General features: G+C 43.0%; 10 protein-coding genes. 5 read left to right on the forward strand and 5 right to left on the reverse strand.

The window, feature by feature from the left end:
* Positions 1-316: 316 nt before the first annotated feature.
* From I8748_RS25045 to I8748_RS25060, 4 genes are read left to right on the forward strand one after another with little or no spacing between them, the layout of a single operon-like run.
* Complete coding sequence (locus I8748_RS25045; RefSeq protein ID WP_198127236.1) at positions 317-1,891, forward strand: GMC oxidoreductase; 1,575 nt, start codon at positions 317-319, stop codon at positions 1,889-1,891.
* A 30-nt stretch (positions 1,892-1,921) separates the two neighbouring features.
* Positions 1,922-2,422 (forward strand): DUF1622 domain-containing protein, encoded by a 501-nt coding sequence (locus tag I8748_RS25050; RefSeq protein WP_198127237.1) that lies wholly within the window; start codon positions 1,922-1,924, stop codon positions 2,420-2,422.
* Positions 2,419-2,937, forward strand: a complete 519-nt coding sequence (locus I8748_RS25055) for an HPP family protein (protein WP_198127238.1) — start codon at positions 2,419-2,421, stop codon at positions 2,935-2,937. The genes I8748_RS25050 and I8748_RS25055 overlap by 4 nt, the downstream gene beginning before the upstream one ends.
* A 51-nt stretch (positions 2,938-2,988) precedes the next feature.
* Entirely contained in the window at positions 2,989-3,345 is a 357-nt protein-coding gene (locus tag I8748_RS25060; protein WP_198127239.1) for a colicin V family bacteriocin, read from the forward strand.
* Between the two features lie 461 nt (positions 3,346-3,806).
* Here I8748_RS25060 and I8748_RS25065 read toward each other — a convergent pair whose 3' ends face one another.
* The 4 genes from I8748_RS25065 to I8748_RS25080 all read right to left on the reverse strand — a co-directional run bounded on the left by I8748_RS25065 (position 3,807) and on the right by I8748_RS25080 (position 11,857).
* A complete protein-coding gene (locus I8748_RS25065; protein ID WP_198127240.1) occupies positions 3,807-4,184 on the reverse strand; it encodes a hypothetical protein in 378 nt (125 codons plus the stop codon).
* Between the two features lie 204 nt (positions 4,185-4,388).
* Positions 4,389-8,111, reverse strand: a complete 3,723-nt coding sequence (locus I8748_RS25070; RefSeq protein ID WP_198127241.1) for a WD40 domain-containing protein — start codon at positions 8,109-8,111, stop codon at positions 4,389-4,391.
* 886 nt (positions 8,112-8,997) lie between these two features.
* On the reverse strand, positions 8,998-10,587 hold the full coding sequence (locus I8748_RS25075) for an AAA-like domain-containing protein (protein WP_318781262.1): 1,590 nt from the start codon (positions 10,585-10,587) through the stop codon (positions 8,998-9,000).
* A 901-nt stretch (positions 10,588-11,488) separates the two neighbouring features.
* A complete protein-coding gene (locus I8748_RS25080; RefSeq protein WP_225896543.1) occupies positions 11,489-11,857 on the reverse strand; it encodes a hypothetical protein in 369 nt (122 codons plus the stop codon).
* Between the two features lie 277 nt (positions 11,858-12,134).
* Here I8748_RS25080 and I8748_RS25085 point away from each other — a divergent pair, with 277 nt between their 5' ends.
* Positions 12,135-12,785 carry an acetoacetate decarboxylase family protein gene (locus tag I8748_RS25085; RefSeq protein WP_198127243.1) on the forward strand — a complete coding sequence of 217 codons (651 nt, stop codon included), beginning with the start codon at positions 12,135-12,137 and terminating at the stop codon, positions 12,783-12,785.
* Positions 12,786-13,222: 437 nt separating this feature from the next.
* Here I8748_RS25085 and I8748_RS25090 read toward each other — a convergent pair whose 3' ends face one another.
* On the reverse strand, positions 13,223-14,812 hold the full coding sequence (locus I8748_RS25090; protein WP_198127244.1) for a helix-turn-helix domain-containing protein: 1,590 nt from the start codon (positions 14,810-14,812) through the stop codon (positions 13,223-13,225).
* Between the last annotated feature and the right edge of the window lie 105 nt (positions 14,813-14,917).

Consider the following 14,917-nt stretch of genomic DNA (forward strand, 5'->3'; position numbering starts at 1 on the left):
TGATCAATTTTGTTGGCATTAATAAATTTATAAATATCAAATCAATTTCATTTTTAACTATTTTAAATATCCCTTAAAAATTATATTTATCAAAAATGAAATTAAGATGAAATTTTTACCTCTCTTATGGCATATTAAATACTAATCCATTGGGTGGAAGCAATATTGTAATTAAAGTTTTACTCTAAGTAGAGGAATCTATCTTGAGAGCTATTTAGTCATTTCAAAAACTTAAAAACTGGCTCCAACTATTGCCAAATTACTTTGCAGAAAAACGTCAGAGTGAGACTTAATCACTCGTAATAAGTATGAAATTATGACGAGCATCACGGAACATTACGACATCATCATTATCGGTACGGGAGCAGGTGGAGGTACACTAGCTCACCGTCTTGCACCCACAGGTAAGAGAATTTTGGTATTAGAAAGAGGCGACTTTTTGCCGAGAGAAAAAGCTAATTGGAGTCCACAGGAAGTCTATCAAAAACATCGTTATCATACTGATGAAGAATGGTATGACAAAGAAGGCAAAGCCTTTAAACCTCAAACAGGTTACTGGGTTGGTGGCAATACTAAACTTTATGGTGCAGCCTTGGTTAGATTACGAGAGCGAGATTTTGAAAAGGTAATTCATAAAGACGGGATTTCTCCAGAATGGCCTTTGAAATATCCAGACTTTGAGCCGTACTACACCCAAGCAGAAAAGCTGTATGATGTGCATGGTAAAGAAGGAGAAGACCCAACCGAACCACCTCGCAGCGAGCCATATCCATATCCGCCAGTCAGCCATGAGCCGGATATGCAGTCTGTTGTTGATGGTATCCGCGAACTGGGTTATTACCCATTTCATCTACCGCTAGCATTAAAACTCAATGAAAGCGATCGCACAAATAGTCCCTGCATTCGCTGCGATACCTTTGACGGATACCCATGTCTGGTACACGCCAAAGCTGATGCTGATGTGAATGCCATTCGTCCTACTCGTGAAAAGTATAGCAATTTCACTCTCCTGACTAATGCCAAAGTCTTGCGGTTGCATACCAGTGAGTCAGGACGAGAGGTAACGAAGGTAGAAACTGAAATCGCTGAAAAGAAGCATTGGTTTACAGGCAATATTGTGGTGGTTGCTTGTGGTTCTGTTAACTCGGCTGCTTTGTTGTTACGTTCTGCTAACGATAAACATCCCAATGGATTGGCAAACAGTTCCGATCAAGTGGGACGGAATTTTATGAGACAGTTGGAAACGGCTATAGTTTCCATACATTTAGAGGTGAATCAAGCTAACTTTCAAAAAACCATCGCCCTTAACGATTTTTACTGGGGAGAGCCGGATTTTCCTTATCCGATGGGTATGGTGCAGAATACAGGTAATGTCCTAGCTGATATGATTCCCGCCGAAGCGCCGCCACTGATGGCTCCGTTAATTAAGCTAATTCCTCATTATGAGCGCCATTTGCTTGCTGAACGTTCAGTTGGTTGGTGGTTGCAGACAGAAGATTTACCAGACCCAAATAATCGGATTCGTGTAGTAGGTGAAAAGATTCATGTTGACTATACATCTAATAATATTGAAGCAAGCGATCGCTTAATCCATCGTTGGACATCTGTACTCAAGTCAATCCCGCATTCTGCTCAACACGTCTTGCCATTTAGCATTTATCCCCGCACTCACATACCAGAACAAGCAGTAGCCCATCAATGCGGTAGTTGTCGATTTGGCACAGACCCCAAAACCTCAGTCCTTGACCTCAATTGTCGTACCCATGATGTCGATAATCTTTACGTGGTAGATAGTAGTTTCTTTCCATCAAACTCTGGCGTTAATCCCACGTTAACGATTATGGCCAATGCCTTGCGTGTAGGCGAGCTGCTTGCAGCAGAGCTTCGCTAACGCATAGCTGAACGATTAAAGTAAAAAGCTATGAAACCACAGGCATCACGGGATTCATTGATTAATTTGCTATTGCCCCTTGCACTGATTTTAGGGTTAGTTCTGCTGTTGAGTTTGAATATAGAAGGCACAGGGGAGGCTAAAGAAACTACTCCTTTAGAGACATGGCTGAAAGTGATTGTTGGTTATTTAGCAGCAGGGACAGAAATTGCCGCAGCAGTTGTAATTGGCGGAGCAGTGATCCGAGGTATTGCAGCCTATTTGCGGTTGTTGTTCTCTCGCTCTAAACAACATTTTGATGCTACAGAAGGAGTTCGTCTGCAATTAGGGCGAGTTCTAGCATTGGGGTTGGAATTTACTGTCGCCAGTGATATTTTACGGACAGCAGTAGCACCAACTCGCCAGGATATTTTAAATTTAGGAGCGATCGTGCTGCTGCGAACCTTGCTGAATTATTTCTTAGAGCGCGAGATTCAGCAGGGAGAACAACGCCGTTTGCCAGAGCCGGAACTTGATAGGAGTATACGATGAAAGGCCATCGTTCCAGCTTAAAGCCTTTGAAAGGTGTAGAGCGATCGCTCCGCAACCGCCTCAATTGGAAAGGTGAGTTGGCATTAGCTACTGCTCCGACATTAGTCATATTGTCCGTGTTTGCCCTAGTGGAGGTATTAACCCGTCAGCGTTTGTTGTTTGCGTCCCTGGCTTCTAGTGCCTTTCTAATTTATCTCGATCCCCAGCACGGTACAAATACGGTGCGAACTCTAGTTATTTCCCAAATGATGGCAGCTGGTATCGGTTTTGTAACATACATGCTGTTAGGTTCGGGTTATCTATCTGGAGCAACTGCAATGATCATCACAATCGTGCTGATGATCCTGTTAGATGTAATGCATCCTCCAGCCGTTGCCACATCCTTAAGCTTTGCCTTAAAAGCTGGCAATGAAAACAACTTAGTTATGTTTGGTCTGGCTGTAGGCATCACTGCCCTGTTGGTTGGACTAGAACGGTTTGCTCTGTGGCTTCTGGTATACCTGAGCCAGAAGTAGTTTTATGTTGATCTATGCAAATACTTAAGAATCTAATTCAAGGAGAGACAAATGAACAACGAAGAACACTCTACTTCTAACTTAGAAAATGAAAATCAAACCACCCCAAATGCTCATCCTATAGTGACAGGATTGGGAGTAGCCGGAGGTGGAATTGCTGGAGCCGCACTAGGTCGCTCGATTGGTGGTAAAGTTGGTGGTGTAATTGGTGGAGTTGCAGGAGCTATTGCTGGTGGAGTTGCAGCCAATGAACTGGCTGTTTACACTGAAGAGTTCGTTGAAGAACTCCAGCCGACAGTTGGATTGGGATTAGGAGCCGATCACAAACCAATTGAACTACCCCCTCATTACAGTTGGGAAGAACTAAAGGCACTATCAAAACCTCAAGGTGGCAACTTTGAAACATGAGGCCACAATAAATTTAGTAGGGGCGGGTTCAATACGGTTCGGATAAGCATTTTAAACTCATAATAGGGTTTGGGGAAAAGGTTACTGGGCTTGGGTTAAAAATTTTTCTTCCCCTTTTCCCTTTCCCCTTTCCCCTTTAACCGAACCGTATTGGGGGCGGGTTCACAAATATATCACACTAATCAAGTGATAATGTTCATTAGAGGTTATTTGTAAAGTACAAATAAAATTCCTGTAGGGTGTGTTAGGCGCATATTTTCAATATGATTGCGAGGAAAAATTATCAAAGCGCCTAACGCACCACCACGCCAATACGGTGCGTTAGGCGTTCCGCCATAACACACCCTACTTAAGATTTACTTTATAAATAGTCTCTTAACCCGCCCCTACTGTTTTAGAAAATTGGTAGTATGATGATACCTTTTTCAAGAATTTCGCAGAAAGTTTCAATTAGTTTTACCTTATTTGAGCATTTGATCTAGCAGCTTTCTAGCAGGTTGTGCTTTAGTCAAGGCTGCTTGATGGTCACTATAAGCACGAACAAGACGAGAAAGACCACTCACGCCTGACTTGAGTTGCTCAAGGTCTTCACCACTAGCCAGTTCCCCATCAAGCATCCGCCCGATTAAAGGTTTGATGTCGCCGACTTCTTGCCGGACTTTTTGGAGTTTTTCTACAGAACTCAGTAAAGTTTTAAGTGAGTTCAAGATGTCGTCAATATCCTGGGCATCTTCCACGGGTTCAGATCCATCTTTGATTGTTGCTGTTTCTTCAATATCTGAAGCCGTAGGCAATTCTTGTGCAGAAGTTTCAGTTTTCACCCCGTTTGACCGTGCCATCAACGCTTCCTCAAAAATTTTCTTCAGTGTAGCGCTTATCTGCGGATTGTGGGACTAGGCGGGGGATGAGGGAGATGAAGGAGAAATTCTTCTCCCTATGCCCCATGACGCCACATGCTCCACTTGGTGAGGGAGTTGCCGTCTTGGACGCCACATGCTCCACTTGGGGAGATCCCAAGACCGCAGTGGCTCCGCCTTGCGTCGTTAGCGCAGCGGTAGCGAGTCTTCTCCCAAGGGGAGACGCCAAAGGCGAACGAGCGTCTGGCAAACTCCCGTTAGCGAAGCGGTAGCGTTAGCGCAGCGGTAGCGAGGAACGAGCGTCACCCGAAGGGGCAAAGCCCAAGACCGCAGTGGCTCCCCCATGCCCCATGCACCATTCCCGATTCCCCATGCGCTCCCCATTCCCTTTTCCTTACAAATTGAGCGATCGCTTTTTTCTAATGCTGCATTGGTTTTCAAATAATCTTGGACAAGAGTGCAACCATAAGTGAGTGCATCTAGGTGAAGAATTCGCTGCAAATTCCATATAATCAATGTGTTGTCATCACCTCCTGAAACTAGTAAAGTGCCGTCGCGGCTAATGGCAATTTTCCTGATGGCTGCGGTATGTCCTCTAAGGGTGGTTAGTTCTGTACCATCCAGTTTCCAAAGTTTGATAGTAGTATCCATGCTGCCAGAAGCAACTATTTTGCCATCGGGACTAAATGCCACTCCCCAAATGCCAGCTGTATGACCAGTGAGTGTTTTCAGCAACTTCCCTTCAACTGTCCACAGCTTAACGGTGTTGTCGGCACTTCCAGAAGCCACCATTTTACTGTCTTGGCTAAAGGCAACTCTCCACACTGTCGCCGAGTGTCCTACAAGAGTTCTCAACAATTTTCCTTCAAGCGTCCACAGCTTAACGGTACCATCACCACTGGCTGAGGCAACGAGCCGACCATCTGGACTAAATGCCACTTGCCAGACTTGGGCTGTATGTCCTTTGAGAATCTGGGGTGCAGGTTGGCTACGCTTCCATATCTGAACGATTTTGTCAACATTGGCGATCGCGATCGTTTGACCGTCTGGACTCAATGCAGCTGCTGTGATTTTGCCGTAAGCATCTTTGTAACTGGCAACATTGGTGCCGTCTCGTCGCCTAATTTTTACCGTATCATCGTAGCTGGCAAGAGCAATTAACTTGCCATCTTTACTGAATGAAACCTCGAAGACTGTGCCCCCACCAGTCAAAGTTTTGAGCAATTTGCCTTGGCGATTCCAAAGTTTAGCGGTGTTTTCGTGGCTGGCTGTGGCGATGGTGGAACTTTGGTCGGTGATAGCGATTGACCAAATCCCCGCTTTATGGGCAACGATTGACTTTTGAAATGGGTTTTGACTTTGCCAGAGTCTGACAACGTTTTCTGCACCTGCCGAAGCAATAAAACTGCTGTCTTTGCTCCAACTCACTCCCCAAACAGATGCAGTATGTCCTTTAAGCGTCCTCTGTTCTGTACCATCAATGTGCCAAATTTTTATCGTTTTGTCCTGACTCGCCGAGGCAATAGTTTGACCATCGGGACTAAAGGTGACTCCTTGAATCCCGGCGCTGTGACCTTTAAGAGTTTTATACTGGCTGTATTTACCTGTGCTGTCTCGCTGCCAAAGTTTGACGGTTGTGTCTTCACTCGATGAAGCAATCATCTGACCGTCAGGACTGAAAGCTACTCCCATAACCCAAGCGCTGTGACCTTTGAGAGTTTGTAGTAACTTGGCGTTTTGCCAGCCTGAAGTGTCTCGTTTCCAGAGTTTTACTGTTTTGTCTAAATTTGTAGCAGCAACGATTTGACCATCAGGACTAAAGGCTACTCCCCAAAATCCCTTGCTATAACTTGGAAACGTGTTGAGTAAAGTACCGTCTCGCTTCCAGATTTTCACCGTTTCATCCCCACTGGCAGAGGCAAGGAATTGACCATCGGGACTAAAGGCGACTCCCCACACCGAAGCAGTGTGACCTTTAAAGGTATTGAGCAGAGTGCCATCTCGCCTCCAGAGTTTAATTGTGCCATCTTCACTTGCTGAGGCGAGTATTTGACCGTCAGGGCTAAAATGGACTGCCCTGACTGCTCCTTGATGACCTTTGAGAGTTGCAACCTCTGTACCATCACCCCGCCACAGCTTGATTGTTTGATCCATACTTGCTGAGGCAATTAAAGAACTGTCAGGACTGACATCTACTGCCAAAACGGCTGCTGTATGACCAGAAAAACGATTGTACTCATCTGCTCCATAAACTGCTTGCTGTAGGACATTCTCCACCTGATGCTGAATATTGGTGTCTGGTTTACGTAGTTTTTGCAGTTTATGTTTGGCTTTAATTGCTTCAATGAGGGCATCTAATCTGCGATTTGAGGTCAACAATCCCTCTGATGAAGATACCAGCGCTTTTATTTCGCTGCTTTTGGCTTGACTTTCGCTTTTGTTGGCTTGGCGGTAGAGAATGAAAGCCCCTATGCCCAACGTTGTAGAAACGAGCAATCCGATACATACTGCAATTAAGAGAAATCTTTGGAATTTAGCAGTTTGTTTTTCTTGTGCTAGTCGTGCTTCTATTTCTAGTGCCCGTGCTGCCTCTAATGCCGTTTGTACTTGGCGCTGTTCGCATTCTTGACAAGCGGCTAAAAATTGATAATCCAAATTGCTGAGACTTTTGCCCTGTGCCCAGTTTTGAGTATCTTTAAGAGCCTTTCCCCGCAATAGACGCGATTCGTCTTGATAGCCTGATGCTACCCATGCATTGAATGTTTGCGAGTAAGGGCGGAGATTATCTAACTGCCTGATTACCCATTCAGCATTGAAAACACTCTCATAGATGGGATTTTTAATTTTGAGATAGCCGTTATGTTTCTCGACTAAACCAGATAACAATAGTTCTGTCTGTTCTCGACTATCATCAGTAGGTACACCAGATGTTTGATTTGACTGTGCTTGCAGTATTTGTTGATAAAGTCCTAGCAAGCGTCCGGCTCGGTGTTCGTGGAAAAGTAGGCGATCTCTGATGGTGCGGAGGTGTTCGGGTTCATCTTGAGATTCCCAATGTTGGATAATGCGGGACTTGATTAATTGCTCTACCCAAAACCCCTCAGCACCAGGGGGTATGGTAATCATTTCCGTAGAACTTTCTAGCGCAACCCGCACAACTAACTGGCAGAGTTTCTGTGTGAGAAACGGTTGTCCTCCTGTCCAGCGAATAATTTCTTGCAAGACTACTGTTGGTTGGCTGATTATTTGCTTTATGCCTTTGAGCAAGGGTGTGGCTTCATGGAGTTGAAAGCCATATAATTCAATGGCTTGCCCTATATTAAAAGGTGTGCGACGTTTATCTGCGATTAAATCAGATGGACTGACTACGCCAAATAGTGCAAAACCCAGACGGTTGAAATCTGGGTTGTATGCTTGCTGGTTATAGCAATGACGAATCCAGGCAAAAAAGTCGTTGACGGGAAAGTTTAAACTCAGTAAGCTATCTATCTCATCAATAAAGATAAATATGCGATCGCTCTCTACTTCTTTGAGCAATACCTGTTCCACGAATTGATGCAGTCGTTGTACAGGAGCGAGTTCTGCTTGTTGCTCCCACCATTGTTTAAAGTTGACTCGCTCTTCTAAATTGAACTCGTAAAACAAACTCACAATGATACCCTTGTACCATTGCACAGGTGTAGTTGACTCACTGCCCAATCGCGTCATATCTAAGTAAACACAGGCGTAACCTTCTTTTTCTAGGCGATGCCTTGTTCGCTGTAGTAGGGATGACTTGCCCATTTGGCGGCTGTTTAATACGTAACAAAAATTCCCAGCTTTTAGTCCAGCATAAAGTTGTTCGTCTGCTTGACGGACGACGTAGTTAGGATCATCACCTCCAAGGCTGCCGCCAACTTGATATCTCATATGAAAATGTCTGATTAAAAATGGCGGAATTTTTCCAAGTTATATTTTGGCATATAAATATTATTTTTCGGTAATATTTAATTATTTTTCCTTTAAAAAAAAATTAAAAAATAGATTATATAAACAATTGTAAATTTAAGAAAAATCATACAAATTTTAATTTTTTGCGGTTGAGTTTAACCATATTTTTTAAATATAATGTCTCTAGATTGCAGTTGGCGATTAAACTTGCGGTTCATCTTGCACAAGAAAAAAGTCTGCCGAATCAGGCTGCAAAATCCTTAATTTTATATTAGTGCCCCTGGGCGTAAAGAGTTTGTTTAGGGGATAGTCCGTTGCTTTCAACAGTTGCTCCCGTCAGGGTTTCCTTGATTGAGGACAAATGGTCTGTGACTTGCAGTCGTTTAGGCAAAGTGCAAGATATCAGATCAACCAAGCTGATGAGCTTAACTGTCTTAACTGTCTTAACTGTCTGATTTTTTTAGAATTTTTTCTGATTAGATATCTGATTAGGTATTGCTTTTTATATATATCTTTTGATAGAGTATATGCATCTGTGAAAATCAATAAAAAATAACCAATATCCAGAAATGAAGATTGTAATTTTCAGAAGTAGCGTTCTGAAAATAGAGCTTCAAAAAAACTCTGGATAGAGGCTAGTTTGAATGACAAATTAAGGAAATTAATTTCTATGAGAGAAAAAACAGAGGAATTAATTTCCAGCATATTTGAGCATAGCTAATATAGCGCTCAGTAAAGAAACAGACTATAGGGGAGTAAAAAAGCAGATGAGAGAGGTTTCAAACTTCTATTGATTAATGGCTATTTAATTGATAAGTAGGTGGACATAGTTAAATGTCAGATGAAGACTAGAAAAACCTGCTCATCAGAAGGCTTTTTCCTCCTTTCTTCTGCGTTTTGCATCCTGCCTCCTACTTAATTGTTTTGCAAAATAAACGCGGTAGAGTTCGCACCGTGGTTTGATGCGATCGCCTTCATAGGCTATCAATCCCAGGCTGTCGAGCTTATAGACTTCAATGGGATCAAGATAAATACTCTGGTTTGCTGTGACAACCTGAGTATATGCCTCCAACAAACTGAGGTTTTCTTGGAGTTGTGTCCAGTATCGCCATAGATGCTGTCTATAGATTCCACCGTTAGCGATCGCTTCCTGTAAGAGTTGTTCTAGGGTCATCCCTTGACAGGCTAGATAATACAGAGCAATCCGAATCAGCGCTGGATGTCCACCCACAAGAGACATCAATTGACTAGCCTCTTTACGAGAGTTCCATTCTAGTCCATGCCGACGAGCTAATTCTTCTACCTGTTCGTAACTGAACTCGCTCAGGCGCAATGGTAATCCAATGTTGAACGGAGAGCGGTTGATGTCTAAAGAAACATGGACTTCTGTGGAATAAACAATCACTAGTCTGAGTTTCTGCCAATTACTATCCTGATGTGCTTCCTCGTGCCAGGATCGCAACAAAGGAAAAAACTCTTGAGCAATTTTGGGATATTCAAAAAGGCGGTCAATTCGCTCCAACACAAGCACTATTGGACGTTGGATTTGTTTGAGCAAGTAGTTTTTCAAGTAGAAACTACAGCTTAACTTGCTACCAATTTCTTCATCCCAGTGGGTATCTAGTTGAGGATCAATGCCTAATTCTGTGGCTAGTCGCCAGCAAAAACTACGGAAAAATTGGTCTAAATTACTCAGACAGAAAGCATCGATTTGGTGGCAATCTAATTTGATCGTGTAATATTCCTGTCGGTGAGCAAAAGCTAACACCCGCAGCACCAGAGAACTTTTACCCATTTCTCTGGGAGCATGAATGCGAACTACAGAACCGGGTTGAGTTATTTCTTGATAGACAAGTTCTTCAATGGGTGAGCGTTTGATATAAAGGCAAGAATTGAGGGGAACAGGGCCATCTGGGTATGAGCAAGAAAATTCCAAGTTCTGAGGCTGTAACTTAATAAAAGAGCCTTTAACTATTGATGTCAAAGGATATATTGGTTTATCGTCCAAGTCCAAACTTGAATAGAATGCTTCAGTGGTTTCATTCTCTTCTAGTTCAGGCTCCATGCTATAGTCTTGCTCACATAATTCCAGACCAAAAGCCTTAAAGCACAGTGTGAGTGTTCGCCGATCCACGGTTGTACTCGAATACCATAACCGATTCAAAGTTTTTGTGGATACTTTGATGCGATCGCTTAACTCATCTAAGCTGAAGCGAGCGCCGTTGTTCTGCTTAATCTCCACCGCCCGAATTGCCCTCTGTAAGCGCTTCAGTCCCACAGAAGTCAACAAAACGCCCCGTTTACGCGTGGTTTTTGCTTGTTTCATCTCGCTACCTAATTTCACTGAGGAAACCTTTGACTTTTTGTCTCTGGAGCTATCCCTACCGTCAACGACGCCAAATATGGGAGTACCCTTGTTATCTGGTAACAATTCACTAGAGCAACGCTTTTCCATTATGCTGGTATTTTTTTTGTTAGCGCTTTTGTTAACGATACATCTTAAAATACATTCCCTGACTTGATCAAGCAAGCTTTCTTCAGTAAGATTACGGTTTTTTTTATAATTTAGATAACTTTTCCTACTTTTCTTACTTTTCTTACTTTGGTGGTCAGAGGAACATAGCATTGGGTATGGGGTATTGGGCATTAGTATTCTTTTCCAAGACGCCACTTGCTCAAGTCGAGCAAAGCTCTATGTTTGCAGTGGTTCCCTCATCTGTCATTTCACTCCTAAAGCTGACGTGAGTTCGATGACCTATCCCTCCCGACCTCCCTCGCCTTTTAGGAGAGGGAGGAGAAACGAAAAAATCACGGTTTTACTCCCCTCTCCTTGTAGGAGAGGGGCCGGGGGAGAGGTTAAAACAGTACTTGTCGAACTCACGTTAAAGCTGCACTAATACCAATTCTCTAAAATCCAGCAACACATCCAAACCCCAAAACCCAGACCATATTTGAGTACAGACGATTCGGCGAATCGTCTGTACAATTACGAATTACGAATTACGAATTACGAATTGGTATAACAACCCAAAGCAAAGCCACTTCCTCTACTTGGAGTTTCCCCAAGTGGAAGAAGTGGCGCTTTTGTCGGTAACTCCTCACGAATTACAAATTACTATTAAGTCGCTGGACATAATTAAATATGAAAAACTCCACCCACAAAGGGATGTTTTGGGCATTAGGAATTGGGCATGGGGAAGAAGCTACCAATGTTTTATGCCCACTTGCCACAAGCGACGGGGCAACTAACTATCCCTCCCCACGCCACTTGCGCTCCTGGAGTTTCCCGCCACTTTCAATAAAATATCAATCAGAAAAACCCACTCATCACAAGGCTTTTCCCTCCTACCTCCTGCTTAAACATCTCCACAATACTTTGTAGCAATCAGTTTATTGTTTTTGTATACTAGGACTCTGCCATAAGCGTTATCCTTAATAGCAACATAAAGGTAATTTTTGTTTCTAAACCTGTACAATGTATCGCCATTGGGCTTACGTTCTACTGTACCCCCATTGATTGCAAGATCGGGACGTTGATGATTAGTAGGAATGTTGTAGGCTTCATAACGAAGCTTCTTATTATCTAGACGGGAAACTTCAACAATTACGTCTTTAGCACTACAGGCAAAAACTAGTCCAGAAGCGAGAGCAGATGAAGGTATCCCCACTGTTGCAGTTAATATAGAAGCTGTTGCTGTGGCTAAGATTGCCCAACAGGACTTCATTTGTCTTTGATTTAAGCTTTTCATGATTGTAGTCGGATGTCTGAATACACTGGGCTACAAATTGCAGTTGACGTTTTTCGGATTTTTTAAATTCGATGTGCGATCGCGCATAAATCACCCTTGGTTATCCCCAACGACAGGTGCAATTGGGGTGAAAAACTTATAATTTGAAATGATGAAGACTAGGTATTGGGTATGATGCGCGATGTTCACCAAAGGTTTGGGCGCGGTTTGAATCCCCAGTCCCCAGTCCCTAGGGCCCAGTTCAATTTTTGTTATGCCTTACCCATCAGCACCTTGGACGCTTCAAGGATACGGTATTCAAACTCTGCATTTGGTAAATATAGAGCGATCGCGCCCTCTGATCCCTGCTGAGTTAAAAATTTTTCCGGTATGGCCAGGTAAAACTCTTGCTAGTGTTTATTTATCCTATTACGGGTCAGGTTCCGTGCTGGAGTACAGTGAGTTAATTGTTGCTCCTGCTGTGGTTAGTTATCGAGGTAAGATAGGCACTTGGGTTTCCCACATATATGTGGATCATCCTGATTCTGTGGCTGGTGGTCGAGAAATTTGGGGATTACCCAAGGAACTAGCGCAATTTAGTTGGGAAGAAGGAAAGCGTATTACTGTCCGTCAGGGAAATCAAAAGTTGTGTAGCCTTAATTACAATGAGCAAAGCTTGGCGTGGCGACAAAGGTTAAGTGTATCTAGTTTTAGTGCAAAGAATTCTGATTTGGTGATATTTCCTTCTGCATGTGAATCTATGTTGGGTTTGATTGGTTCTCAGTTAGAAATACCTGCTGAAAGTCCCTTCTCTGGTCTAGGTTTAGGTCAGCCAATTTTCACTATACGTTATGAACAGATGAAGTTATGGGTTGATGCGCCAAAAGTGGTAGGACACAGAGCAAGTGTAGTTAGTTATCGGTAAAATTGATGGAATAGCGATCGCACTTGTTTACTTGTTATCGCCCACCATTTCATCTTATTAACGTTGCGGTTTTGTAAAGAAAGTTGAAGCTGTAGTTATTTACGTCGCGCTTGTCTTTATTTCTGTTACGGTTTTCGTTACCAACATTGAAGCTGTAGTTAAGACCGTATTTATGCAGCTTCTTTTCTCTATTAGCTTAACTTTAATTGAGCGATCGCTTTGGCTCAGATTTAGGATTAAAAATTACAATGGCTCGATCTACATTTAGCTGACTTTTTACGGGAAGTACTGAAACCCTCATCAAGACTGGGGGTAGGGGTGGCTGATTGGGTGTAGTGACAAAGAAATTTATTTGTGTCCGCACTCATATTCACTTTTCTTGATTTTTCCCTACACCCCACACCCTACCCCCAACACCCTACCGTCCCCAGTCCCTTTTACGCAATATTTAACACTTTGCGTAACAGTACTTGGTCTTCTGACTTAGCTTTTAAGCGGCCGTTTTCTACATCTCGAATCCAGCTTTGGCTTTTACCTGTTAACTTTGCCAATTCCCGCTGCGAAAGTTTTAAACTTTTTCGCGCTTGCAAAATCTGTTCGCCAAGCAAATCACCTGTAGTTTTAATCTTTCTTCTGGTTTTAACAGTCCGTCGCTGCTTTTTGGGTGAGTCAGAGTTTTGTTGTTCCCATTCTGGCGGGAGTTCAAAGGATAAAATCCGCGCATTCATCAGTAGATTCCACTTACCACGAGGGCCTGTATCTGTCAAACGAATTTCGCCACCACCGTCATTAATCCAAAATTCCAATGCTTCATCGGGATCTTCAGGAATTCCCATTAACTTTGCCCACAAAGGTTGTATTTCTATTGGGTAAGTTACTGGGTCAAAAATTGGTTTGATGCCATGATGATTGAGAACTTCTAAGTCGTTTTCAAATGTTCGCAGTAAACGTTTACGTTCTTCCCGTTGTCTACAAGCAACGTTGACTTTTTCTTCTCCGTAAGCGATGCGTAGTAAGGTAGGAACAGTGATGCGTTGTTCTTTACCCATTTTGGTTTTAAACAGCAACCACAGCATGAGTCTAACTGCTCCTTCATGTTGCTGCCAAATACTCATCACTGTAGTTAACAGTGTCTTAGGTAGATTACCATATTGATAAAATGCTGTTCGCTCTTTACATGCTTGTTTATTGAGGAAATACTGGGCCCACATGCCTGCTTTGACTTTAAAAGTTAGCCCAACTAAATATTTACACCCCAAATCATCTTCTTGAAAGTGGTGCTGAATATCTACCAAGTGCCACAGGCGGCTATTTTTTACTGAGAAGCCGTTGACTCGTCCTTGTTGCGGCCATTCAATGGAAACAATGAGTGAGCAAACTTGCTGTACAATGTTTTTCATTAGAGCTAGTTTGGCATTTTTGCTCAGGTCTTTGCGTTTCTCCAAGCCTAAATATTTTTCAATTTGCCGTTCATCAATGGAAAACTCTTGTTCCCAAGGTTGATCTGAAGCTGTCGCATGGGCGGCAAATATCAAATGCATACAAGCGGCTCTAATGTCAAGTTGCTCAATTGCTGCTAAATCACTGACGCGATCGCTCACTTTCAATGGATCTTGGATGTGAAAAGCGATCGCACCCCTACCTTGCTTGACTTGTCGGCTGTAACATAAATAACCTTGTTCATCGATTTCCCAATTTAAAGATGTGCGCTGTGCTAATACGTTGCAAGCTTCCCAAATCACTATTGCACTTGCAAATGGGTTATTCTTCCCATTAGAAAATAAATCCGGGCTGGTAGCGTCTCTCGGTTCAACTTTACATCTCCCCTTTTTCGCCTGCCACGGCATGGGAGAATTAGTAGGACAAGCAATTACACATTGCGGTTCAGAATAATAGCCCTCGCAGTTATTACAAAGACAAGGATCGATCCAGTATTCATCATTCTCTAGTTGGATTGCACCCGTAGGACATTGGGGACGGCAGTTGTCACATCCAACGCAACTGTTGTTAGGAATTGTATAAGGCATAATGGCTCTTTTCCCAATTTAATCGTTGAGATGTCTGGCTCAGGTTTCCCCTGGATGTGTCCTCTTTAATTCATCACTCGCTACCAAATTATTACAGCGAGAATA

Source organism: Amazonocrinis nigriterrae CENA67 (assembly GCF_016056305.1).
In the GTDB taxonomy this organism is placed as follows: domain Bacteria; phylum Cyanobacteriota; class Cyanobacteriia; order Cyanobacteriales; family Nostocaceae; genus Amazonocrinis; species Amazonocrinis nigriterrae.

What these genes read in the sequence shown, in the direction of transcription:
- I8748_RS25060 (WP_198127239.1), top strand. Translation starts at nt 2,989, where the DNA reads ATGAACAACGAAGAACACTCTACTTCTAACTTAGAAAATGAAAATCAA.
- I8748_RS25090 (WP_198127244.1), bottom strand. Translation starts at nt 14,812, where the DNA reads ATGCCTTATACAATTCCTAACAACAGTTGCGTTGGATGTGACAACTGC.
- I8748_RS25070 (WP_198127241.1), bottom strand. Translation starts at nt 8,111, where the DNA reads ATGAGATATCAAGTTGGCGGCAGCCTTGGAGGTGATGATCCTAACTAC.
- I8748_RS25080 (WP_225896543.1), bottom strand. Translation starts at nt 11,857, where the DNA reads ATGAAGTCCTGTTGGGCAATCTTAGCCACAGCAACAGCTTCTATATTA.
- I8748_RS25045 (WP_198127236.1), top strand. Translation starts at nt 317, where the DNA reads ATGACGAGCATCACGGAACATTACGACATCATCATTATCGGTACGGGA.
- I8748_RS25075 (WP_318781262.1), bottom strand. Translation starts at nt 10,587, where the DNA reads ATGGAAAAGCGTTGCTCTAGTGAATTGTTACCAGATAACAAGGGTACT.
- I8748_RS25055 (WP_198127238.1), top strand. Translation starts at nt 2,419, where the DNA reads ATGAAAGGCCATCGTTCCAGCTTAAAGCCTTTGAAAGGTGTAGAGCGA.
- I8748_RS25050 (WP_198127237.1), top strand. Translation starts at nt 1,922, where the DNA reads ATGAAACCACAGGCATCACGGGATTCATTGATTAATTTGCTATTGCCC.
- I8748_RS25085 (WP_198127243.1), top strand. Translation starts at nt 12,135, where the DNA reads ATGCCTTACCCATCAGCACCTTGGACGCTTCAAGGATACGGTATTCAA.
- I8748_RS25065 (WP_198127240.1), bottom strand. Translation starts at nt 4,184, where the DNA reads ATGGCACGGTCAAACGGGGTGAAAACTGAAACTTCTGCACAAGAATTG.